This is a genomic window from Streptomyces sp. NBC_00019 (assembly GCF_045041015.1).
Classification (GTDB): domain Bacteria; phylum Actinomycetota; class Actinomycetes; order Streptomycetales; family Streptomycetaceae; genus Streptomyces.
The window spans coordinates 5,857,072-5,876,907 of sequence record NZ_CP108302.1 but is presented as its reverse complement, the minus strand read 5'-3'; the positions used below and the strand labels follow the sequence as shown (position 1 = coordinate 5,876,907).

General features: G+C 69.9%; 24 protein-coding genes and 1 pseudogene. 10 read left to right on the top strand and 15 right to left on the bottom strand.

The window, feature by feature from the left end; genetic code table 11:
* Positions 1 to 24: 24 nt before the first annotated feature.
* Entirely contained in the window at positions 25 to 960 is a 936-nt protein-coding gene (locus OHU89_RS27780; protein WP_405646762.1) for a DedA family protein, read from the bottom strand.
* A 133-nt stretch (positions 961 to 1,093) separates the two neighbouring features.
* On the opposite strand from OHU89_RS27780, the gene OHU89_RS27775 reads away from it, so the two are divergent.
* Positions 1,094 to 1,459, top strand: a complete 366-nt coding sequence (locus OHU89_RS27775; protein ID WP_266889314.1) for a YbjQ family protein — start codon at positions 1,094 to 1,096, stop codon at positions 1,457 to 1,459.
* 24 nt (positions 1,460 to 1,483) lie between these two features.
* Here OHU89_RS27775 and OHU89_RS27770 read toward each other — a convergent pair whose 3' ends face one another.
* On the bottom strand, positions 1,484 to 2,245 hold the full coding sequence (locus OHU89_RS27770) for a MerR family transcriptional regulator (RefSeq protein WP_405646760.1): 762 nt from the start codon (positions 2,243 to 2,245) through the stop codon (positions 1,484 to 1,486).
* Positions 2,246 to 2,378: 133 nt separating this feature from the next.
* Between OHU89_RS27770 and OHU89_RS27765 the strand changes: the two are divergent.
* Both OHU89_RS27765 and OHU89_RS27760 read left to right on the top strand, forming a co-directional pair.
* Positions 2,379 to 3,642 (top strand): annotated as a pseudogene (locus OHU89_RS27765) (ion channel protein).
* A gap of 24 nt (positions 3,643 to 3,666) precedes the next feature.
* On the top strand, positions 3,667 to 5,067 hold the full coding sequence (locus OHU89_RS27760) for a glutamate decarboxylase (RefSeq protein ID WP_405646758.1): 1,401 nt from the start codon (positions 3,667 to 3,669) through the stop codon (positions 5,065 to 5,067).
* A 5-nt stretch (positions 5,068 to 5,072) separates the two neighbouring features.
* On the opposite strand, the gene OHU89_RS27755 is transcribed toward OHU89_RS27760, so the two are convergent.
* The 5 genes from OHU89_RS27755 to OHU89_RS27735 all read right to left on the bottom strand — a co-directional run bounded on the left by OHU89_RS27755 (position 5,073) and on the right by OHU89_RS27735 (position 9,343).
* On the bottom strand, positions 5,073 to 6,233 hold the full coding sequence (locus tag OHU89_RS27755; RefSeq protein ID WP_405646756.1) for a WD40/YVTN/BNR-like repeat-containing protein: 1,161 nt from the start codon (positions 6,231 to 6,233) through the stop codon (positions 5,073 to 5,075).
* A 113-nt stretch (positions 6,234 to 6,346) separates the two neighbouring features.
* Complete coding sequence (locus OHU89_RS27750) at positions 6,347 to 7,108, bottom strand: ABC transporter permease (RefSeq protein WP_266889320.1); 762 nt, start codon at positions 7,106 to 7,108, stop codon at positions 6,347 to 6,349.
* Entirely contained in the window at positions 7,105 to 8,073 is a 969-nt protein-coding gene (locus OHU89_RS27745) for an ATP-binding cassette domain-containing protein (protein WP_405646754.1), read from the bottom strand. Before OHU89_RS27745 ends, OHU89_RS27750 begins: the two co-directional genes overlap by 4 nt.
* Positions 8,074 to 8,146: 73 nt before the next feature.
* Positions 8,147 to 8,788 carry a PadR family transcriptional regulator gene (locus OHU89_RS27740; protein WP_405646752.1) on the bottom strand — a complete coding sequence of 214 codons (642 nt, stop codon included), beginning with the start codon at positions 8,786 to 8,788 and terminating at the stop codon, positions 8,147 to 8,149.
* Between the two features lie 18 nt (positions 8,789 to 8,806).
* The gene (locus tag OHU89_RS27735) at positions 8,807 to 9,343 is read right to left on the bottom strand and encodes a DinB family protein (protein WP_267015260.1); all 537 of its coding nucleotides are present in this window, start codon (positions 9,341 to 9,343) and stop codon (positions 8,807 to 8,809) included.
* A gap of 217 nt (positions 9,344 to 9,560) precedes the next feature.
* Here OHU89_RS27735 and OHU89_RS27730 point away from each other — a divergent pair, with 217 nt between their 5' ends.
* Positions 9,561 to 10,142, top strand: coding sequence for a hypothetical protein (locus OHU89_RS27730; RefSeq protein ID WP_405646749.1), 582 nt, complete (start codon positions 9,561 to 9,563; stop codon positions 10,140 to 10,142).
* 245 nt (positions 10,143 to 10,387) lie between these two features.
* Here OHU89_RS27730 and OHU89_RS27725 read toward each other — a convergent pair whose 3' ends face one another.
* Entirely contained in the window at positions 10,388 to 11,848 is a 1,461-nt protein-coding gene (locus OHU89_RS27725; RefSeq protein ID WP_405646747.1) for an aldehyde dehydrogenase family protein, read from the bottom strand.
* Between the two features lie 142 nt (positions 11,849 to 11,990).
* Positions 11,991 to 12,815, bottom strand: a complete 825-nt coding sequence (locus tag OHU89_RS27720; protein WP_266899414.1) for a helix-turn-helix transcriptional regulator — start codon at positions 12,813 to 12,815, stop codon at positions 11,991 to 11,993.
* A 333-nt stretch (positions 12,816 to 13,148) separates the two neighbouring features.
* On the opposite strand from OHU89_RS27720, the gene OHU89_RS27715 reads away from it, so the two are divergent.
* Positions 13,149 to 13,646 carry an ATP-binding protein gene (locus OHU89_RS27715; RefSeq protein ID WP_405646746.1) on the top strand — a complete coding sequence of 166 codons (498 nt, stop codon included), beginning with the start codon at positions 13,149 to 13,151 and terminating at the stop codon, positions 13,644 to 13,646.
* A gap of 106 nt (positions 13,647 to 13,752) precedes the next feature.
* Here OHU89_RS27715 and OHU89_RS27710 read toward each other — a convergent pair whose 3' ends face one another.
* From OHU89_RS27710 to rpmG, 5 genes are all read right to left on the bottom strand, one after another.
* The gene (locus OHU89_RS27710; RefSeq protein WP_266823915.1) at positions 13,753 to 14,007 is read right to left on the bottom strand and encodes a DUF397 domain-containing protein; all 255 of its coding nucleotides are present in this window, start codon (positions 14,005 to 14,007) and stop codon (positions 13,753 to 13,755) included.
* A 315-nt stretch (positions 14,008 to 14,322) separates the two neighbouring features.
* Entirely contained in the window at positions 14,323 to 14,556 is a 234-nt protein-coding gene (rpsR, locus tag OHU89_RS27705; RefSeq protein ID WP_046260355.1) for a 30S ribosomal protein S18, read from the bottom strand.
* A 5-nt stretch (positions 14,557 to 14,561) separates the two neighbouring features.
* Positions 14,562 to 15,743, bottom strand: coding sequence for a CobW family GTP-binding protein (locus OHU89_RS27700; protein WP_405646743.1), 1,182 nt, complete (start codon positions 15,741 to 15,743; stop codon positions 14,562 to 14,564).
* Entirely contained in the window at positions 15,743 to 15,991 is a 249-nt protein-coding gene (locus OHU89_RS27695; protein WP_405646741.1) for a type B 50S ribosomal protein L31, read from the bottom strand. Before OHU89_RS27695 ends, OHU89_RS27700 begins: the two co-directional genes overlap by 1 nt.
* Positions 15,992 to 15,999: 8 nt before the next feature.
* Entirely contained in the window at positions 16,000 to 16,164 is a 165-nt protein-coding gene (gene rpmG / locus OHU89_RS27690; RefSeq protein ID WP_307027713.1) for a 50S ribosomal protein L33, read from the bottom strand.
* Between the two features lie 62 nt (positions 16,165 to 16,226).
* On the opposite strand from rpmG, the gene rpmB reads away from it, so the two are divergent.
* The 4 genes from rpmB (at position 16,227) to OHU89_RS27670 (ending at position 17,965) form a co-directional block, all read left to right on the top strand.
* Positions 16,227 to 16,463, top strand: a complete 237-nt coding sequence (gene rpmB / locus OHU89_RS27685; RefSeq protein ID WP_046260351.1) for a 50S ribosomal protein L28 — start codon at positions 16,227 to 16,229, stop codon at positions 16,461 to 16,463.
* Between the two features lie 13 nt (positions 16,464 to 16,476).
* Positions 16,477 to 16,782, top strand: a complete 306-nt coding sequence (rpsN, locus tag OHU89_RS27680) for a 30S ribosomal protein S14 (RefSeq protein ID WP_405646739.1) — start codon at positions 16,477 to 16,479, stop codon at positions 16,780 to 16,782.
* Between the two features lie 44 nt (positions 16,783 to 16,826).
* Positions 16,827 to 17,360, top strand: a complete 534-nt coding sequence (locus OHU89_RS27675) for a hypothetical protein (protein WP_405646738.1) — start codon at positions 16,827 to 16,829, stop codon at positions 17,358 to 17,360.
* An 80-nt stretch (positions 17,361 to 17,440) separates the two neighbouring features.
* Positions 17,441 to 17,965 carry a DUF4232 domain-containing protein gene (locus OHU89_RS27670; protein WP_405646736.1) on the top strand — a complete coding sequence of 175 codons (525 nt, stop codon included), beginning with the start codon at positions 17,441 to 17,443 and terminating at the stop codon, positions 17,963 to 17,965.
* A gap of 3 nt (positions 17,966 to 17,968) precedes the next feature.
* Here OHU89_RS27670 and OHU89_RS27665 read toward each other — a convergent pair whose 3' ends face one another.
* On the bottom strand, positions 17,969 to 19,078 hold the full coding sequence (locus tag OHU89_RS27665; protein WP_405646735.1) for a DUF2786 domain-containing protein: 1,110 nt from the start codon (positions 19,076 to 19,078) through the stop codon (positions 17,969 to 17,971).
* Positions 19,079 to 19,143: 65 nt separating this feature from the next.
* On the opposite strand from OHU89_RS27665, the gene OHU89_RS27660 reads away from it, so the two are divergent.
* On the top strand, positions 19,144 to 19,770 hold the full coding sequence (locus OHU89_RS27660; protein WP_405646733.1) for a LysE family translocator: 627 nt from the start codon (positions 19,144 to 19,146) through the stop codon (positions 19,768 to 19,770).
* Positions 19,771 to 19,836: the final 66 nt, after the last annotated feature.

Genomic DNA, 19,836 nt, shown 5'->3' with positions numbered 1-19,836 from the left:
GGTGTGCGCCTCTGGAGGGGCGCTTCAGTAGCCCTGGTTGGGCGGGTACTGCTGGTTCTGCCGGCCGCCGTACTGCTGCTGGTCGCCGTATCCCTGGGGGTACTGCTGGGCGTACGGCTGCTGCTGTTGCTGGGGCTGCGGGGCGTAGTACTGGTCGTAGCCGTACTGCTGTTGGCCCTGCTGGCCTTGGTGGCCCTGCTGCCCGTAGCCCTGGTCGTTCTGGTTGCCGTACTGCTGCTGGTGCTGCTCGTCGTCCGACGGGATGCGGCGGAGCTGGGTCGTCGCGTCGTCCATGGGCGGGGGCTGGTAGGCCTGGGGGGCCGGGGCCTCGGCTGCCGCCTTCTTCTTCTTGGAGCGCTCGCGGAGGTACTCGATGATGATCGGGACGACCGAGACGAAGACGATGAGGACAAGGATCGCCTCGACGTTCTTGTGGATGACGTCGATCTGACCGAGCCAGTAACCCGCGAGGGTGACGCCGGTGCCCCAGGCGACACCACCGATGACGTTGTACGTGAGGAACGTGCGGTACTTCATACGGCCGGCGCCCGCCACGATGGGGGCGAAGGTGCGCACGATCGGCACGAAGCGGGCCAGGACGATCGCCTTGGGGCCGTACTTCTCCATGAACTCGTGGGCCTTGTCCAGGTTCTCCTGCTTGAAGAGCTTGGAGTTGGGGCGGTTGAAGAGCTTCGGCCCGAAGAACTTTCCGATCATGTAGCCGACCTGGTCACCGACGACGGCCGCCACCACGATCAGGAAGCAGACCAGCCACAGCGGCTGGCTGATGTACTCGCCCTGGGCCACGAAGAGACCCGCCGTGAACAGCAGCGAGTCGCCGGGCAGGAACGCGAACAGACCCGACTCGGCGAAGACGATCAGCAGAATGCCTGGCAGGCTGAACGTCTCGATCAGATAGTTCGGACTGAGCCACTCGGGGGCGAGCGCGAGCGTGGTCACGGGTCTGTGGCTCCTGGTACTGGGAGACGGGCTGGGGCTGGCTGCCCAAAAGTATCAACGCAGCCGTCACAACCCAGGTTCCATGCGGTCTCCCAGGATGCACTGTGCGCCCGCCGGGACAAAGCTGTGGGGCATGGGTATCGAAGACTACGGCGGCGGTCAGGGACCCCAGCCGGACGTGCTGGTCGTGACCACGAACGACGCACCCGGCTACCGGGTGCAGGAGGTACTTGGTGAGGTGTTCGGGTTGACTGTCCGGTCCCGGCATCTCGGGAGCCAGATCGGGGCGGGGCTGAAGTCGATGGTCGGCGGTGAGCTCAAGGGGCTCACCAAGACGCTCGTGCAGACCCGCAACCAGGCCATGGAACGGCTCGTCGAGCAGGCACGCTCGCGTGGTGCGAACGGGGTGCTGATGTTCCGCTTCGACGTGACCGAGGCGGCGGACGTCGGCACCGAGGTGTGCGCGTACGGGACGGCTGTGATCCTGACCCGGGAGTAGCCCCCTTCCTCCCGGGCCGGGACCTCAGGAGCTGTGCCGGGCCGCGTTCGCGTCGATCGCGGCCCTCAGGTGCTCGGCGAGACCGGGGCGCATGGAGTCGTAGAACGCCTTGAAGCGCTCGTCGGACACGTACATCTCGCCCAGGGACCGGTGCATGTCGTACGGGCACTCGTAGAACCAGCCGCAGATGTGCTGCCGGTGCTCCTCGGCCATGTCCATGGCCGCCTCGGACGCCGGCGGGTCACCGGCTGCCATCAGGCCGCTGTAGCGCTCGCTCCAGTCGGCCACTTCGGCCTGCATGCGTTTCCAGTCGTCCTTGGTGTAGCCCGCGGCGCGGCGCTGTGACTCGGCGTACGCCTCCGTGCCGCCCCAGCGCTCCTCCGCCTCCTCGGCGTGCTGCTCCGGGTCCTTGTCGCCGAAGACCTCGAACCGCTCCTCGGGTGTGAGGTTGATGCCCATCTTCCGTGCCTCCATGGCCTGCTCCACGGCCGCCGCCATCTTCCGCAGCTTCTCGATCCGGGCGGTCAGCAGCTCGTGCTGGCGGCGCAGGTGGGCGCGCGGGTCCGCGGCCGGATCGTCGAGCAGGGCGGCGACCTCGTCGAGCGGGAAGCCGAGCTCCCGGTAGAACAGGATCTGCTGCAGCCGGTCGAGGTCGGCGTCGCTGTAGCGCCGGTGGCCCGCGTGGCTGCGCTCGCTGGGTGCGAGCAGTCCGATGTCGTCGTAGTGGTGCAGCGTGCGCACCGTCACTCCGGCGAAACCGGCGACCTGTCCCACGGAATAGCTCACTTCGTCCGCTCCCTTCTCGGTACGTCCTCCACGCTGAGGCCTCACGCCACGTGAGGTGCAAGCCCGTTCCGCTGCGGGTCCCGTGTCGGGCCCTTCGGATGTCGCGCCGGTTTTGTCCGTTTATCGTGAGCCCGTGGCCCAGGACACCGCGCAGCAGGCAACGGCAGCCCCGGCTCGCGCCCTGTTGCCCTTGATCCTCCCCGCTCTCGTCGTGGGCGTGGGCGCGAGTCTGCTCCTTCTCGGAGTGAGCGCCGCGGCCGAGGCGCTCCAGCACGTGCTGTGGCGGAACCTGCCCGACGCCCTGGGGGTCGGCCGGTACTCCGTGCTGTGGACGATGGTCATGCTCACCGCCACCGGTGTGGTGGTCGGCCTCGTGGTGTGGAAGGTGCCGGGGCACGCCGGCCCCGACCCGGCCACCATGGGCCTGGACGCTCCCGTCCTGCCGCCCGCCGTGCTTGCCCGGGCTGCTGCTGGCGACCGCGCTGATGCTCGCGGGCGGACCCAGCCTCGGACCCGAGAACCCGATCATCGCCGTGAACGTCGCGCTCGCCTTCTGGCTGGGCCGCCGGCTGCTCCCCCGGGTGCCGGGCGGACTGTGGGCGGCGCTGGCGGAGGCGGCGACGATCGGCGCGCTGTTCGGCACCCCGGTGGCGGCGGCGCTCCTCATCTCCGAGGCGCTGGCGGGGCGGCAGCTCAAGGGGGCGCTGTGGGACAACGTCTTCGCGCCGCTCGCCGCCGCCGCCGCGGGCGCCGTGACGACCGCCCTGGTGGCCCATCCGACCTTCGATCTGCATCTGCCCGCGCTCGGGCGGCCCGGCTGGGGCGATCTGCTGGCGGTGCTGGTGATCGCGTCCGCCGCCGCGCTGCTCGGCATGTGCGCCGCGTACGCCTTCCCGTACGTCCACGGCGCGTTCGCGCGGCCGAGGCATCCGATGGTGGCACTACCGGTGGGCGGGCACACCCCGCAACTCGGAGTCACTGGGCGGCCATCCGGCGCGCCGAGAGGTTGGACGAGGTCGGGGAGCTGGCACCGGATCCCGACAACGGGTCGGCGGGCTCCGGTGCCAGCTCCTCGCGATCACCCGGCAGGGCTGGGTGAGCGTCTCTGACCGGCCTGGCAAACCTGAGCGTTCCTCAGGGGCGGACCGGTCGCCTTCGTGCCCTGGTATTGACCGGCAAGAGCCGTCAGCCCGCGTGACACGTCCCTCCGGACACTGGTCGGCAAGGTCTCGCGACCCCACCAAGGAGGGTGCCCGACGTCGCCTGGGCGCCGGGCGTGTACGTGACACTCTGCCACAACTCGAATACATTCCGCTAATCCGACTGCCCCGGCTTGGCTGCTGGTGACCGGCCGCCCCCAGATGCAACTGCGCGCAGACGGAACCCCGGTCCGCTGAATCCCACCCCTGAGGAGTCGATCGATGCCGCTGCACCAAGGCCCCGAAACGCCCGACGAGCGCCATCTGTCCGTCAACCCCTTCTTCGGCGAGGCGAACCCGGTCGCCGGTATGACCGAGGCCCCGCCCAAGCACCGGCTCCCGGATGCTCCCCTGCCGCCCTCGACCGCGTACCAGCTCGTCCACGACGAACTGATGCTGGACGGCAACTCCCGGCTCAACCTCGCCACCTTCGTCACCACCTGGATGGAGCCGCAGGCCGGGGTCCTGATGGCCGAGTGCCGGGACAAGAACATGATCGACAAGGATGAGTACCCGCGCACCGCCGAACTGGAGCGGCGCTGTGTGGCGATGCTCGCCGACCTGTGGAACGCCCCCGATCCATCGGCCGCCGTGGGCTGTTCGACGACCGGCTCCAGCGAGGCGTGCATGCTCGCCGGGATGGCGTTCAAACGGCGGTGGAGCAAGCGGAACCCCACGCCCGATGCCCGGCCCAATCTCGTCATGGGGATCAACGTCCAGGTCTGCTGGGACAAGTTCTGCAACTTCTGGGAGGTGGAGCCCCGCCTCGTCCCCATGGAGGGCGACCGCTTCCACCTCGACCCGCAGGCCGCCGCCGCACTGTGCGACGAGAACACCATCGGGGTCGTCGGCATCCTCGGCTCCACCTTCGACGGCTCCTACGAGCCGATCGCCGAGCTCTGCGCCGTGCTCGACGAACTCCAGGAACGGACCGGCCTCGACATCCCCGTGCACGTCGACGGCGCGTCCGGCGCCATGGTCGCTCCCTTCCTCGACCCGGAACTGGCCTGGGACTTCCGGCTGCCGAGGGTCGCCTCCATCAACACCTCGGGGCACAAGTACGGGCTCGTCTACCCGGGCGTCGGCTGGGCACTGTGGCGCGACAAGGAGGCCCTGCCCGAGGAACTCATCTTCCGCGTCAACTACCTGGGCGGCGACATGCCGACCTTCGCCCTCAACTTCTCCCGGCCCGGCGCCCAGGTCGTCGCGCAGTACTACACCTTTCTGCGGCTGGGCCGCGAGGGCTACCGGGCCGTGCAGCAGTCCACTCGGGACGTGGCCCTGCGCCTCGCCGAACGGGTGGAGGCGCTCGGCGACTTCCGGCTGCTGACCCGGGGCGACCAGCTGCCGGTCTTCGCCTTCACCACCGGCCACGACGTGACGGCGTACGACGTCTTCGACGTGTCCCGGCGGCTGCGGGAGAGCGGCTGGCTGGTCCCGGCGTACACCTTCCCGCCGAGCCGGGAGGACCTGTCCGTGCTGCGGGTGGTGTGCCGCAACGGCTTCTCGGCCGATCTCGCCGAGCTGTTCGTGGAGGACCTGAGCCGGCTGCTGCCGGAGCTGCGCCGCCAGTCGCATCCGCTGACCCGGGACAAGGAGGCGGCGACCGGGTTCCACCACTGAGCCGGTCAGGTTCCGTCGCCCAGGTCGAAGGTCGTCCAGTGGACCCCGTCGGCGGATATGCGGTACCTCCCGGCGCCGAAGCTGTCGCCCCACAGATAGCCGAGCGGGGTCGTGGTCACCCAGCCCTGCGGTCCCCGGCCTCCGGAGCGGCTGAAGGAACGGCCGTCATCGGTACTGCGCCAGACGCCGTCCTCACCGTGGATCGTGAGGCTGCCGTCGCCGGCGGCGATCGGGGCGCCGAGGATCGAGCGGGGCTCGGCTCCCTTGCGGTGCTTCCAGACCTGCTCCCAGGTGTGGCCGCCGTCGGTGCTGCGGCCGATCGCGAGCAGGCCGTTCTTCACGTCGTCCTCGTCGGGCAGCTGGCCGTGGTGGGTGGCGTAGAGCACGGAGCCGTCGGTCACCACGGTCATGCTCCAGCCCTTCGGCCCGGCGGGCATCGCGGACGTACGCCAGCTCTTGCCCCGGTCCTCGCTCACGGCGAGTGCGGGGTTGCCGGAGCGCGGGTCGAGCCCGTAGGTGTAGAGCCGAGCGCCGATGTGGCCCGCCGGGATCACGACCCCCTTCAGCGGAGGCTGGTGGGCCAGAATCCGGTACTCCCCCGTGGCGGGCATCACCGCCACCAGACGGGACCGGGCGCATCCGTTGCCCTCCTCGTCGGGCCGTGAGCAGTTCTCGACCAGGGCCCCGCCCTCGGGGACCGTCGTCGTGGTGCCCGTCGGCTCGGTGGTCGCCTCTCGCCAGCTGCCCCCCGCGTCGCCGGTGAACCAAGTGCGCTCCGGCGGCGGCCACTTGCCCTCGGTGATCAGCGCGCGGCCGGGTCCGAGGACGACGAGTCCGGCGGTGATGCCGAGGTCACCCGTCACGTCCGGAAGCGGCGAGGTCCCCAGCCTCCAGGCCCTGGCGCCCTTCTCCAGCACGGCGACCCTCTGCACGCACCGGGTCTTCCCGCACTCCGCGAGCAGCGCGAACCCGCTGCCGTCCGCGGCGAACCCGACATCGACCGCGCCTCCGGGCAGTCCGGTCCCCGACGGGATACGGGCGGGCACCGCTGCCTGAGAAGAGGAGACCCGCCCGCCCGAGTCCGTCCGGGTACACGCCGCCATGACGGCCAGCAAGCCCAGCACGACGGCCACCACGACCGCCGCCCTTCCCCTGACCCACTCCATGCCGTCCCCCGATCCCGGTCCGCGATGCACCGACATCTCTGGTACACCGCTCGCCGCGCCGGGGTTCCCACTTCCTCACGACGACTTTCCGGGCGGCCCGCCGACCGCCCGGACTACTTGCTCAGCGCCCCGAACCGCCGTACCGCCAACGGAAAGAACACCGCCACCAGCGCCACCGGCCACACCACGGCCGCCCACACATGCCCCGGCTCACCGCCCGGCCCGCCGAACAACTCCCGTACCGCCGTGGCCGTCTGGGACATCGGGTTCCACTCCACGACCGTGCCCAGCCAGCCCGGCATGGACTGGGGCGTGGCGAAGGCGTTGGACAGGAAGCCCACCGGCCAGACCAGGATCTGCACGGCCTGCACCATCTCCGGCTTGCCCGCGACCATCGCCAGGTGGATGCCGATCCAGAGCATGGCGAAGCGGAACAGCAGCAGGAGACCGACGGCGCCGAGGAAGCCGGACACTCCGCCGTGCGCACGCCAGCCGAGCGCGCAGGCGACGCCGATCATCACCGCCAGGCCCAGCGCCGACTGGAGCATGTCGGCCACCGAACGCCCCACCAGCACCGCCCCGTTGGCCATGGGCATCGCGCGGAACCGGTCGATGACGCCCTTGTTGAGGTCCTGGGTGACGGAGAGCATCGTGCCCTCCAGGCCGAAGGCCATGGTGAGCGCGAGCATGCCGGGGACCAGGTAGTCGACGTAGTCACCGCTCACGCCCCGGCCGCCGCCGACCAGATACGCGAACATCAGCAGCAGCATCACGGGGAAGACCAGTCCGACCAGGACCTGCACCGGCTGCCGTGCCCAGTGGGCGAGTTCACGCCGGGTCATGGTCCAGGAATCGGTCAGCGCGTACGTACTCATGCGGCCTCCTTCGCTCGTCGGTCCCCGTCCGTGAGGTGCAGGAACACCTCGTCCAGCGTCGGCCGCCGCAGCGCCACGTCCTCCGCCTCGATCCCGGCCTCCTCCAAAGCCCGTACGACCCCGGAGAGCGCCGCCATCCGGTCGGTGACCGGGGCGCTGAGCAGCCGGCGGTCGGGGTCGACCGAGACGCCCGCCCCACGCAGTGGCAACAGGGCGACCGCCGCGCCCAGTTGGCCCTCGTCGCGCAGTACGACGTCGATGCGGTCGCCGCCCGTGAGGGCCTTCAGTTCGTCCGGCGTACCGTCGGCGATCACCCGGCCGGCATCCACGACCGAGATGCGGTCGGCGAGCTGGTCGGCCTCGTCCAGGTACTGCGTGGTCAGCAGGACCGTCGTACCGCCGCCGACGAGGGTGCGGACCGCGGACCACACCTCGGCCCGGCCGCGCGGGTCGAGGCCGGTGGTGGGTTCGTCCAGGAAGAGCACCTCCGGCTCGGTGATCAGGGAGGCCGCGAGGTCCAGGCGGCGGCGCATGCCTCCGCTGTAGGCGCGGACCGCTTTGCGGCCGGTGCCGGCCAGGTCGAAGCGCTCCAGGAGCTCGTCGGCACGCGCGCGTGCCCGGCGGGCGCCCAGGTGGTAGAGACGGCCGAACATCTCCAGGTTCTGCCGGCCGCCGAGTTCCTCGTCGAGCGCCGCGTGCTGGCCGAGCAGGCCGATGCGGAAGCGCACCTCGTGCGCCTGCCGTACGACGTCGTGGCCGGCCACCTCGATACGGCCCGCGTCCGGCCGGAGCAGGGTGGCCAGGATGCGGACCAGGGTCGTCTTGCCCGCGCCGTTCGGCCCGAGCACTCCGTGCACCGTGCCTCGCCCGACCTCAAGGTCGAGGCCGTCCAGTGCGTTCTTTGCGGTGGTGCCGCCGCCGTACTTCTTGCGTGCCCCTTCGACGGTGATCGCCGCGTCGGCCACTGAGACTCCTTCGCTAGTCAAACTTGACTACCAGCTCGAAGCTAATACCCCGACATCGATTAGTCAAACTTGATTAGCGAGCATCCTCCGGATGCCGCTCCCCCGTCGCGTACGGGTTCTCCTGGTCCTCGGCGAGCACCGCGACGAACCGCTCGCCCTCCTCCGCGAAGGTGTAGGCGCCGCCCTCGATCCGGGAGATCAGCCCCTGGGTCCACTCGGCCTCCGCGTCGGCCGTGTGCACCCAGAGGTTCATGATCTCGCCGATGTGGCCGAGCTGCCCCGGGCCCTCTTCCGGGATGTAGTGCTCGGTGACGGCCGAGCGCCACTCCTCGATCCTCCGGGTGCGCTCCTTGAGGAGGGCCACCGCCTCGGCGCGCGGGAGGTCGACCATGCAGCCGATGGCCGCCGACTTCATGTCCATCTTCTGGTCGTACGAGGTAAGCGCCTCGCGCACCAGACCGAGGTACTCCTCGGTGCCGGTCTCGGTGATCTCGTACTCCGTGCGCGGTGGTCCGCCCGCGGTGGACGGTGCGATCTCGTGCGCGTACAGCAGTCCCTGCTTGGCCATCTGCTTCAGGGCGTGGTAGATCGAGCCGGGCTTGGCGTTGGACCACTCGTGTGCGCCCCAGTACTCCAGGTCGTTGCGCACCTGGTAGCCGTGGGCCCGCCCGTGCTGGCGCACCGCGGCCAGCACGAGGAGACGGATCGTTGACATGCCGTCCAGGTTATGACTTCAGCTCCGCGCCAGTCCCACCAGCTCGAAGGCCGTCTTCCCGTCGAGGGACTCGCGGATGATGTCGGCGTGGCCCGCGTGGCGGGCAGTCTCGCGGATCAGGTGCAGAACCAGCCAGCGCATGGAGACCGACTCGTCCGGCGGGAACCAGGGGTCGTTCGGGAGCGCGAAGGTGTCGTCGAGGCTGGGCACCGCGCGGACGAACGCCTCCGTCTCGTCGGCGACCTTCTCCCAGTACGCCAGCTGCTGCTCCACGGTCTCGCCGTCGACCAGCAGGAAACACTCATGCCAGTTCGACTCGTCCCGCTTCACCGCCGGCACCTCGCCCTTGGCCCGTGCGACCCAGCCCTGTTCGACCTCGGCGACGTGCTTGAGCAGGCCCGCCAGGGACAGTTCGCTCGCGCTGGGGCTGCCGGACGCCTGTGCGTCGGTCAGTCCGAGCAGGGCCCGGCGGATGCCGCCGCGCTGTTCGGCGAGGAAGGAGAGCAGTGCGCCGCGCTCGTCGCCGTGGGCCTCGGCTCGCACGTGAGTGACCATGACCGGCCGCCTTTCGTCTTTCGTCGGGGTCAGCTGGATCTGCCTGACACCTACGAAGTTACGGACCCTTGCGGTCAGGTTCTGTCCTCAATGGAGAAGGCGTCGTCCGTGCGGCGCTCGGTAAGGATCTGCCGAGAGCCTCTCCGCTCGTGCCCGCGGTGCCTGTCCGTCCGAGGAGGATCGTCGCGGCGGACGGCCACGGTCAGGGGAGGGTGCGGTGGGCAAGGGGTCGAAGAAGAGGCGGCGCCCGCGCAAGAAGACGCCGCACCAGGGGGTGGTGGCGGGGCCTGCCCGCCCTGCGCGTCCGCGCTCTCCGCGGACCGGGAGGCTCTCCGCGGGCTTCTTCGTCGTGGTCCTCGGGCTGCTGCCGTTCCTCGGGGGCGGCTACATGCTCGCGGGGGCTCTCGGCCTCGTGGGGCAACGGGCCGTGTTCACCGCGACGAGCTGTGCGGTGGTCAGAACCGGCAAGAACCCTTACGTCGCGTGTGGGGGGAATCTGATCGTCGCGCGCCGGCCGTTGCGGTATGCCTCCGTGGACACGCGGCTGCCGTTGGGGAGGCCTACGGCCGTCCGGGTGCTCCCCGCCGGTCCGCTGGAAACGGTCGGTCCCGCCGCGGTCTCCGGCTGGTCGACCGTCACCCTGGGGGGTCTCACCGTGTTGACCGGCGGTGCGCTCGCGGTGTTCCGCGGGCGGTTGAGGTCGCCGGTCCGCGACACCGTGTTCCGGGTGGTCGGTGTGCCGGGCGGTCTGACGCTGGGTGGGCTCTTCGTGTACGTCGTCGTCCGGGTCGCTGCCTGACGCCGGGGCGGGCTGTTTTCGCCCCCGCCGCCCTTACCCGTTCCCATCCCCAGGGGCTGCCGCCCCTTCGACCCCGTCCCAGGGGGCTCCGCCCCCTGGACCCCCATCGGCCCGAAGGGCCTCGTCCTCAAACGCCGGACGGGCTGAAAGACGCAGTGGGCGGGGGAGGCGGGACGGCCAACCCACGTTCAGCGGACGTCTGCCCTCCCCGAACCGCCGAAGCCGGCGGTTCGGGGGTTGCTCCGTCAGAACGGGAACCTGCTCCGTCCGTGCTGCACCGAGATCCACTTCAGCGTGGTGAAAGCGTCCAGCATCGTCTCGCCGTTGAGGCGGCCGACGCCGGAGCTCTTCTCGCCGCCGAAGGGGACGATGGGCTCGTCGTGGACGGTGCCGTCGTTGACGTGGAACATGCCGGTGTCGATGCGCTTGGCGAAGTTGACGCCGCGCTCGATGTTCGCGGTGTGGACGGCGCCGCTGAGGCCGTACGGGGTGTCGTTGACGACGCGGACCGCCTCCTCCTCGCCGTCGACCGGGATGAGGAAGGCGACCGGGCCGAAGACCTCCTGGTGGAGGAGGGCGGAGCCGGCCGGGATGTCGGTGAGGACCGACGGCGAGACCAGGTTGTCGGTGGTCTCACCGCGCACCAGGGCCGTCGCGCCCTCGGCTATCGCCTGCTCGACGGTGCTCGCGAGGGCGTCCGCCTGGGAGGAGTTGATGACCGGGCCGATCACCGTCTCCGGGTCGCGCGGGTCGCCCACCTTGAGGCCCTTGACCTTCGCGACGAACTTCTCGGTGAACTCGTCGGCGATCGAGCGGTCCACGATCACACGGTTGGCGGCCATGCAGACCTGGCCCTGATGGACGTACCGGCTGAAGACCGCGGCGTCGACGGCGTAGTCGATGTCGGCGTCGTCGAGCACCACGATGGCGCTGTTGCCGCCGAGTTCGAGGACCGAACGCTTGAAGTGCGAGGCGGTGACGGTGGCGACGTGGCGGCCGACCTTGTCGGAGCCGGTGAAGGAGATGACCTTCGGGACGGGGTGCTCGATGAAGGCGTCGCCGATCTCCGCGATGTCGGTGACGACGACGTTGAGGAGTCCCTTGGGCAGGCCCGCGTCCTCGAAGATCTTCGCGACCAGGGTGCCGCCGGTGATCGGGGTGTTCTGGTGCGGCTTCAGTACGATGCCGTTGCCGAGCGCCAGCGCCGGGGCCACCGACTTGATCGACAGCAGGAACGGGAAGTTGAAGGGGCTGATCACGCCCACCACGCCCACCGGCACCCGGTAGACGCGGTTCTCCTTGCCGTCGATCGGCGACGGGATGATGCGGCCCTCGGGGCGCAGCGACAGGTGGATCGCCTCGCGCAGGAACTCCTTGGCGAGGTGGAGCTCGAAGCCGGCCTTGACGCGTGTGCCGCCGAGCTCGGCGATGATCACATCGGTGATCTCCTGCTCGCGCTCGTTGATCAGGCCGAGCGCCTTCTCGAAGACCTCGCGGCGGGCGTAGGGGTTGGTGTCGGCCCACTGCTTCTGGGCGCGGGCCGCCGCCTGGTACGCCTCGTCGACCTCGTCGACCGTGGCTATGGTGATCGACGCCAGCTTCTCGCCGTCGTACGGATTGAAGTCGATGATGTCCCAGGATCCGGTGCCCGGGCGCCACTCACCGTCGATGTACTGCTGGGCCAGATCAGTGAAGTACGACGACATGAGATCCCCAAATCGCTAGCAGACGCACGCGACGCGCGATCGACGTCACGGTCTGATCACGCGTCATCGTACTTGTGCGACAAGTGAGTTGGGGACGCAGAGCGATGTTCTGGGGAAAACCCTAGGAGAGTTGGCGAAGATCTCAGGAGAGTTGGAGGAGACCTCGTAGAAGGTCCCGGCTCTCGTCCGGTCCTGGGCTGTCCTGCTGGAGCTCCTTGAGTGCCTTCTCGTACTGGGTGACGTCCTCGCGCTTGTCCAGATACAGGGCGCTGGTGAGCTGCTCCAGATAGACCACGTCCGAGAGGTCGGACTCGGGAAAGCTGAGGAGGGTGAAGGCGCCGGACTCGCCGGAGTGACCGCCGAAGCCGAACGGCATGACCTGCAGCCGCACATTCGGACGCGTGGAGACCTCGATCAGATGCTGAAGCTGACCCCGCATCACCTCGCGGTCGCCGTAGGGCCGGCGCAGCGCCGCCTCGTCCAGGACGATGTGGAACTCGGGGCCGCCCACTTCGGCGAGGTACTTCTGCCGCTCCAGGCGCAGCGCCACCCGCTTCTCCACGTCGGCCTCGCTCGCACCCTTCATGCCGCGCCGCACGACCGCGCGGGCGTAGGCCTCGGTCTGCAGCAGGCCGTGCACGAACTGCACCTCGTACACCCGGATCAGGGTGGCCGCGCCCTCCAGACCGACATAGGTGGGGAACCAGCTCGGCAGGACGTCGGAGTAACTGTGCCACCAGCCCGCGACGTTGGCCTCGCGAGCGAGGGAGAGAAGTGAGGCGCGCTCCTGCTCGTCCGTGATGCCGTACAACGTCAGCAGATCCTCGACGTCCCTCGTCTTGAAGCTCACCCGGCCCAACTCCATCCGGCTGATCTTCGACTCCGAGGCGCGGATGGAGTAGCCCGCGGCCTCGCGGGTGATTCCGCGCGCCTCACGCAGTCGCCTGAGTTGCGAGCCGAGCAGCATCCGCCGCACCACCGATCCGGGCTCTCCCGCGCTCACGTTCGCCAGCCTCCCCAGCCGTCTTCAGGAGCCGAAGTCTGCCACTAAAACACTTCGAGCTGTACTCGTCCGATTACAGAGATGGAAAGAAGCCAAAGATTCCACACAGCAGGAGGGGAGGAGAAGGCAAGAGAAGTAAGGAAGTTGGCGGAAAAAATGCCCAACAAGCGGTACGGGAACGTCCAATTCGGTCACGTGCACGTGCATCTGCACCTTGCATCTGCACTCCTCATCCGAAACCATGGTCCCGCGCAACCGCTGCATCGCAACGACCGCGAACTTCCGGGAGTGCCTCGCATGGGGACGAATGGATCGACCATGCTCGAGCCGTTACGGCAGGGCCTTCCGCCGCTGGATCCCGCGGCCGTGTCCAACGCCGCCTCCTGCGCTCTGCCCGCCCGCTACGAAGCGGTGCGCGAGGCACGGCAGTTCACCCGCAGAACGCTCGACCAGTGGGACATAGGAGACCGCTTCGACGACGTCTGTCTGGTGGTCTCCGAACTGGTCACCAACGCCCTGCGACACGGCCTGCCGACGAGCAACGGACACGGACCCGAACACATTCCGCCCGTACGACTCCATCTGATGCGCTGGACGGAGCGACTGGTGTGCGCGGTGCGCGATCCCAGCCACGACAGCCCGGTCGCGCGCGACACGGACGACTTCTCGGCGGAGTCCGGGCGGGGCCTGTTCCTCGTCGACTCCTTCGCGGACGGCTGGGGTTGGCATCCGCTCGCGGGCACGCTCAACGGCAAGGTCGTCTGGGCACTGTTCCGCCTGCAGTCCGCCGAGTGAGATACCGCGGCGTTTTTCGACGCCATGGTTCTACGCGCGTCACGGGGCGTGAAGCATCGATCGCCCTGAGTCCTTCTCGCTCCGACGGGTCGCCGACCCCCGAACGTCAGCCCACTACAAGGTGGTCGAACTCGCCGTCCTTCACCCCGAGCAGCATCGCCTCTATCTCGGCGCGCGTGTAGACGAGCGCCGGACCGTCGGGGAACCGGGAGTTGCGTACGGCCACGCCTCCGTCGGGGAGCCGCGCGAACTCGACGCAGGAACCCTGCGAGTTGCTGTGCCGGCTCTTCTGCCAGGCCACCCCGTTCAGCTCCGTGGCTGCCATGCCGTTGTACACGTCGTTGTACACGTCGTGGTCCACAGGTCGCTCCCCGGTGGTGCGGTGGCCTTGGGGCCATTGATGCAGTGGTCAACGGTCCGGATCATAGCTCTGTTCACGTGCAGATGCATGAGCAGATGCACGTGCACGCGGGGTGGTCCTGTGGTTACAGATGTGACGTACGGGGCGCCGGTTACGTTCCCCCGGCACCTCGGCATCTGGGCCGAACCCCCTCGTGTATGAGGAATAGACGCGTACCGCGCCTGTTGTGTTCCAAGCTTCACCCAATCGTGCGGAGGCAAAGTTCGGCCCCGGCGTGAACCGTGTCCACGCCGGGGCCTCGGAAGGGGCGGGCGATCAGCGGTTGCCGTACGGCAACAGTGCCATCTCCCGGGCGTTCTTGATGGCGCGGGCCAGCCGGCGCTGCTGCTGGGACGTGACGCGGGTGACCCGGCGGCTGCGGATCTTGCCGCGGTCGGAGATGAACTTCCGCAGCAGATCGGTGTCCTTGTAGTCGATGTATGTGATCTTCGCCTGGTCCAGCGGGTTGGGCCGGTTCTTGGCGGGCTTGCGCTCGGGCTTGCGGGGCATGCGGGTCAGACCTCCAGGAGGGTGTCGAAGGCGGGCGGCAGCCGCTTCCAGGCGTCGCGGCCCGCGGCGTACTCGGTGTCGGTGAGCAGGCAGTGCTCCAGCAGCCGTTCGAGGCCGTCGCGGTCGAGGGCGGGCGACGTGAACACCAGGTGCTGGCAGCAGTCGCCGTGCTCGGGGTGCCAGTCCATCGCCGCGGCGGCCCGGCGCACCGGCGGGACCATCTCCCAGGCCGCGTCCGGCAGGGAGGCGAGCCAGGGGCCCACGCTCTCCACGCACAGGGCTCCGCCGGCCGCGTCCCAGTGCAACAGCACATCCGGCTTGTCGGCGAGCCAGAACCGGCCACGGCTGCGGGCGGCCGCACAGGTGATGTCCTCCAGCGCCTCGTACAGCCGCTCCGGGTGGAAGGGGCGGCACCGGTGCCAGACCAGCGTGGAGACACCGTGGGCGTCCGCCTCGGTGGGCAGGAGGGCACAGGCCGGGTGCTGGGCGGCGGCCGCGGCCTCCACGTCGAAGCCGGCGAGGGCGGCCGCCGCCAACGGCGAGCGTGCGGATGCCTGCGCATCGGCTCGCGCACCGGGCTCTACGCCCGCCGGGTCGGCGTGGCCGATCGGGACCTGGCGGGCCGTCGGATGCAGTTGCGCGAGCAGCTCGCGGTCCTCGTCGTCGGCCGCCTCCGAGTCGGCCACGGCGAGGACGGGGGCGTACTCCAGCTGGCGGGCGAAGGTGTCGGCGACCGTGCGCTGGTCGGTGGCGGCAGCGGCGAGGCCGCGGTCGGCGAGGTCGTCGCCGTTGCCCAGGTACGGCAGGACCAGCGCCGGGTCGACGGCGGTGATGACGCCGGTGACGGTGAGCCCGCCGGACGCGACGACCTCGGCCATGGCCTTGGGCTCCACCGAGTCCCACAGCTCGACGACCGCGAGCCGCGTGAGACCGTCGTCGGCCAGCCGGCGCAGCTCCGGCACCAGGTCCTCGCGCAGCGCACAGCACGCGCAGTCGTTGACCAGGGGCGCCTCCCCCGCGGCGAGGATCCCGGAGGCGTCACGGATGGTCCGTACGACCGTGCCCGCCGCGGCCGTCGCCAGGTCGTGGTGGAGGACGACGCTGCCCGGCACGTCGGCGAGCAGCCGCTCGACGGCTGCCTTGCGGGCGTCGGCGTGCAGCCCGCCGACGATCACGACGGAGAGCATCAGCCGTTCTTTCCGTACCGGCGCTCGAAGCGCTCCACGCGTCCGGCGGTGTCCAGCACGCGCGCGGTGCCGGTGTAGAAGGGGTGGCTGACGTTCGAGATCTCGACGTCGACGACCGGGTAGGTGTGGCCGTCCTCCCACTCGATGGTCTTCTCGCTCGTCATCGTCGAGCGGGTCAGGAAGGTGTAGTTCGCGGCACGGTCCCGGAAGACGACCGCGCCGTAGGAGGGGTGGATTCCGTTGCGCATGGGGGTGGTCAGCGCTCCTCTCGGAAGTCGACGTGGCGGCGGACGAGCGGGTCGTACTTGCGGAGCGTCATACGGTCCGGGTCGTTGCGGCGGTTCTTGCGGGTGACGTAGGTGAAGCCGGTCCCCGCCGTGGACCGGAGCTTGATGACCGGGCGGAGTTCGTTGCGAGCCATGCTGCTATCTTACTGAAAATGAATTCCATTTACACAACCGCTTCGAGAGAGGTGCATCACCCGTGTCCGCCCACTGCATGCTGACCGGCGCCCAGCCCGGCTTCGGCAACCGCATCTCCCACTCCCACCGGCGCACTTCGCGCCGCTTCGACCCCAACATCCAGTCCAAGCGCTACTGGCTGCCCAGCGAGGGCCGGAACGTCCGGCTGCGGCTGAGCACGAAGGGCATCAAGACCGTCGACACGATCGGTATCGAGGCAGCCGTGGCGCGGATCCGCGCGCGCGGGGTGCGGGTCTGAGGGAGAAAGCGGCATGGCGAAGAAGAGCAAGATCGCGAAGAACGAGAAGCGGCAGGAGATCGTCGCCCGGTACGCCGGGCGCCGCGCCGAGCTGAAGGAGATCATCCGGCGCCCGTCCTCCACGGATGCCGAACGGATCGCCGCCCAGCGGGAGTTGAACCGGCAGCCGCGGGACGCCAGCGCCACGCGCGTACGCAACCGGGACCAGGTGGACGGGCGGCCGCGCGGCTACTACCGCGCCTTCGGCCTCTCTCGCGTCGGCCTCCGGGTGCAGGCGCACGCCGGGTACCTTCCGGGGGTCCGCAAGTCCTCCTGGTAGCTTGCTGCGGTCGTTGCGTCGACCGCTACAGCTAGGAGCCTCCAGTGACTTCCGCGATCTTCTCGCGCACCACGTCACACCGGCGGATGCGGGTCGCGGCGGCCGCCGTGACCCTGGCGGGCGTACTCGCGCTGACCGCGTGCAGCGGGGACGGTGGCTCCGACGACGACTCGTCGCCGAGCACCGGTGCGTCGTCGACGGCGACCGCGGACACGGGGGGCGGGACCGGCGGATCGGCTTCCTCGTCGGCTTCCGCCTCCGCCTCGGACGAGCTCGCGGGCAGCTGGCTCGCCACCACGAAGGACAAGGCCGTGGTGCTGATGGTCAACGGCACGGAGGCCGGGCTCTTCGCGACCGGCGGGACCATCTGCAGCGGGACCGCGGGCGAGGAGGACGGCATGCAGATGATCCGCCTCAAGTGCACGGACGGCAGCAGGGACCGACAGACCGGAATGGTCGACTCCGTGAGCAAGACCGGCCTCAAGGTGACGTGGGAGGGCGGTCTGGGCACGGAGACGTACACGAAGTCGGAGGGCGGCCAGCTGCCGTCCGGGCTGCCGACGGCGAGCCTGGGCTGACCCTCCTCACGGACTCCCGGCTTCGTGCGTGATGATCCATGCACGCGTTCACACAGCACCTGAGCACTCAAGGACCCCTCATGCGCGCCCTCCCCCTCGCCGCCACCGTCCTCACCGCGGCCCTGACGCTGACCGCCTGCTCCGACGACGGGGACACCAAGGACAAGGCCGCCACGAGCAGCCCCAAGGGCGTCACCGCCTGTGCGGTCGGCGCGATGACGGTGCAGGTCGGGCCCGCCAACGCCGCCCCCGCCGTCGGGGACACCGGCAACGTGCCCGTCACGATCACCAACGACAGCGGCGCCAAGTGCACCCTCGACGGCCTGCCCTCCGTCACCCTCGGTACGGTCGCCGTCGAGCCGGACCCGTCCGCCAAGGCCACGAAGACGACCCTCACGAAGGGCGCCGCGACCTCCTTCACGCTCACCTACGTCATGGGCGAGGCCGGCGGCGGCAAGAGCCTCGCCGTGTCGGAGGGGAAGTTCAGCCTGCCCGGCTCCTCCGAGACGTACGACTTCAAGTGGTCGTACGGCGATGTCGCGGTGAAGAGCGACGGCAAGACCCCGGACGCCTCGGTGAGCGGGTTCCAGGTGTCCGGCGACTAGGCCCTAGCCGAGCCGCCGCCGCGACCTCACCTGCGCGCGGTCCGCCGCCTCCGAGCCCTCGACCCAGCCCGCCTCGTCGTTGACACCGCGCAGCCGGGTCGTGGTCGTCTCGGGGAACATCCGGTCGAGGCGGCCGGTGACCGCGACCTCGCGGGTGGCGAGCACCGGGAGCAGGTCGTCGCTCACCTGGGTCTCGGCCGCGGCACGCAGGCGGACTCCCACGCGGTGGGCGTAGGCCGCGAGGAAGGACTGCCGGAAGGTCTTGGTCCGCTTCCGGCCGCCCGCCCGCTGGGCCGCCTCCGCCCTGGTCATCGCCGTCGTGGCCTGGACGAGCAGGGAGGTGTAGAGCAGTTCCACGACCTCCAGATCGGGTTCGAAGCCGACGACCGTGGAGAAGGCGAGCGGTTCGTTCCACACCGCCCGGCAGTGGTTCGCCGTCGCCACCGCGTCCAGCAGCACCGCCTTGGCCTGCTCGTACGGCGGTTCGACCCCGATCCGGCAGGCGCCGGGGGTGTCGTGCGTGGGCGCCTGCGCGTCCAGGAGCGCCTCGTCGACACTGTGCCGGGTCATCAGCTCCTGCGCCTTGGCGCTGAGCGCCTCCGCCTCCTCCGGGTAGTCCGTCCCCTCCGCCTTCGCGAGCAGTGCGCGGATGCGGGTGAGCATGCGGGACTCCGGGTGCGCTGCACGGCCGGCCGGCTCGTCGAGGGACTCCAGGGAGGGAAGGCGGAGCAGCAGACGGTACAGCTCCAGGACCGCGGTGGCGCGGGAGAAACGGTCCTGTGGCGGGGCCTCGGCCGTCACCTCCTCGAGCTGGGCCCGCCAGCGGGGGCCGCGCGCACGGTCGTCGGGCGCCTGCGCGTGGATCAGCGCCGATGCCAGGCGTACGTGTACGTCGTCCAGCTCCCGTCGCACGATCCGTACGACGTCGGCGGGCTGCCAGCCCCGCCGCCAGGCCGCCGCCACGAACTCCCGGCCCCGGCGGTCGAGTTCGGCGTCGGCCGTCCTGTCGGCGGCGAGGAGGGAGGCGGCCGTGTCGAGGGCGGAGTCGGCGTCCGTGTAGAGGGCTGCCTCGAAGGCGCGGTCGACGGTGCCGGGGGCGCTGCTGCTGGTCACGGGGCGATCGTCTCACTCCCCGAAAATCGGGTGCCGCCGCCCGTGCGGGCTTCGAGCATGGCCGCATGGTGGACATGTCTCTCTACGCGGCCTTCCTCGTGGCCGCTTTCGCGCTCTGTGTGACTCCCGGCCCCGACATGATGTTCATCGTGGCGATGGGCGGACGCGGCGGCCCCGCGGCGGGGGTGATGGCGGCGTTCGGGGTGGCCTGTGCGATGTTCGTGCACACGGTGGCCGCGGCGCTCGGACTGTCGGCGCTGTTCCTGGCCCTGCCGACGCTGTACCACGTGCTGCGCTGGGCGGGCGCGGCCTATCTGCTGTACCTCGCGGTGAAGGCGTTCCGGGACCGTTCGCCGATCGGCGAGGGGGCCGTGGCCGGGCCGGGGATGCGGCGGGCCTTCTGGCAGGGGGCCGTGACCAACCTCCTCAACCCCAAGGTGATCCTCTTCAACGTGGCGTTCCTGCCCCAGTTCGTGGCGCCCGAGATGGGGCACGTGTGGGAGCAGTTCCTGGTCCTCGGGCTCACGATCACGGTCATGGGCTTCGCGGTGGACGGCTCGATCGGGCTGCTCTCCGGGAAGCTCTCCGCGCTGCTGCGGCGCAGTCGCAGGGTGGCGCGGGGGCTCAACATCTTCAGCGGGACGGTGTTCACGGGGCTGGCGGTGCGATTGGTGGCCGCGTCGCCGAAGTAGGGGCACGCACGCGTGAAGGCCTTGAGGTGTCAACCGCGGGTTGACACCCCGTGCCTGTCAACCTAC

Excerpts from the sequence above, each read along its gene's own strand:
- OHU89_RS27660 (WP_405646733.1), top strand. The coding sequence starts at position 19,144 with ATGGTGGACATGTCTCTCTACGCGGCCTTCCTCGTGGCCGCTTTCGCG.
- OHU89_RS27735 (WP_267015260.1), bottom strand. The coding sequence starts at position 9,343 with ATGGTCACTCACGTGCGAGCCGAGGCCCACGGCGACGAGCGCGGCGCA.
- OHU89_RS27715 (WP_405646746.1), top strand. The coding sequence starts at position 13,149 with ATGGGGACGAATGGATCGACCATGCTCGAGCCGTTACGGCAGGGCCTT.
- OHU89_RS27700 (WP_405646743.1), bottom strand. The coding sequence starts at position 15,743 with ATGCTCTCCGTCGTGATCGTCGGCGGGCTGCACGCCGACGCCCGCAAG.
- OHU89_RS27740 (WP_405646752.1), bottom strand. The coding sequence starts at position 8,788 with ATGTCAACGATCCGTCTCCTCGTGCTGGCCGCGGTGCGCCAGCACGGG.
- OHU89_RS27760 (WP_405646758.1), top strand. The coding sequence starts at position 3,667 with ATGCCGCTGCACCAAGGCCCCGAAACGCCCGACGAGCGCCATCTGTCC.
- rpsN (WP_405646739.1), top strand. The coding sequence starts at position 16,477 with ATGGCGAAGAAGAGCAAGATCGCGAAGAACGAGAAGCGGCAGGAGATC.
- OHU89_RS27775 (WP_266889314.1), top strand. The coding sequence starts at position 1,094 with ATGGGTATCGAAGACTACGGCGGCGGTCAGGGACCCCAGCCGGACGTG.
- OHU89_RS27695 (WP_405646741.1), bottom strand. The coding sequence starts at position 15,991 with ATGCGCAACGGAATCCACCCCTCCTACGGCGCGGTCGTCTTCCGGGAC.
- OHU89_RS27755 (WP_405646756.1), bottom strand. The coding sequence starts at position 6,233 with ATGGAGTGGGTCAGGGGAAGGGCGGCGGTCGTGGTGGCCGTCGTGCTG.
- rpmG (WP_307027713.1), bottom strand. The coding sequence starts at position 16,164 with ATGGCTCGCAACGAACTCCGCCCGGTCATCAAGCTCCGGTCCACGGCG.
- OHU89_RS27750 (WP_266889320.1), bottom strand. The coding sequence starts at position 7,108 with ATGAGTACGTACGCGCTGACCGATTCCTGGACCATGACCCGGCGTGAA.
- OHU89_RS27725 (WP_405646747.1), bottom strand. The coding sequence starts at position 11,848 with ATGTCGTCGTACTTCACTGATCTGGCCCAGCAGTACATCGACGGTGAG.
- rpsR (WP_046260355.1), bottom strand. The coding sequence starts at position 14,556 with ATGCCCCGCAAGCCCGAGCGCAAGCCCGCCAAGAACCGGCCCAACCCG.
- OHU89_RS27720 (WP_266899414.1), bottom strand. The coding sequence starts at position 12,815 with ATGCTGCTCGGCTCGCAACTCAGGCGACTGCGTGAGGCGCGCGGAATC.
- OHU89_RS27670 (WP_405646736.1), top strand. The coding sequence starts at position 17,441 with ATGCGCGCCCTCCCCCTCGCCGCCACCGTCCTCACCGCGGCCCTGACG.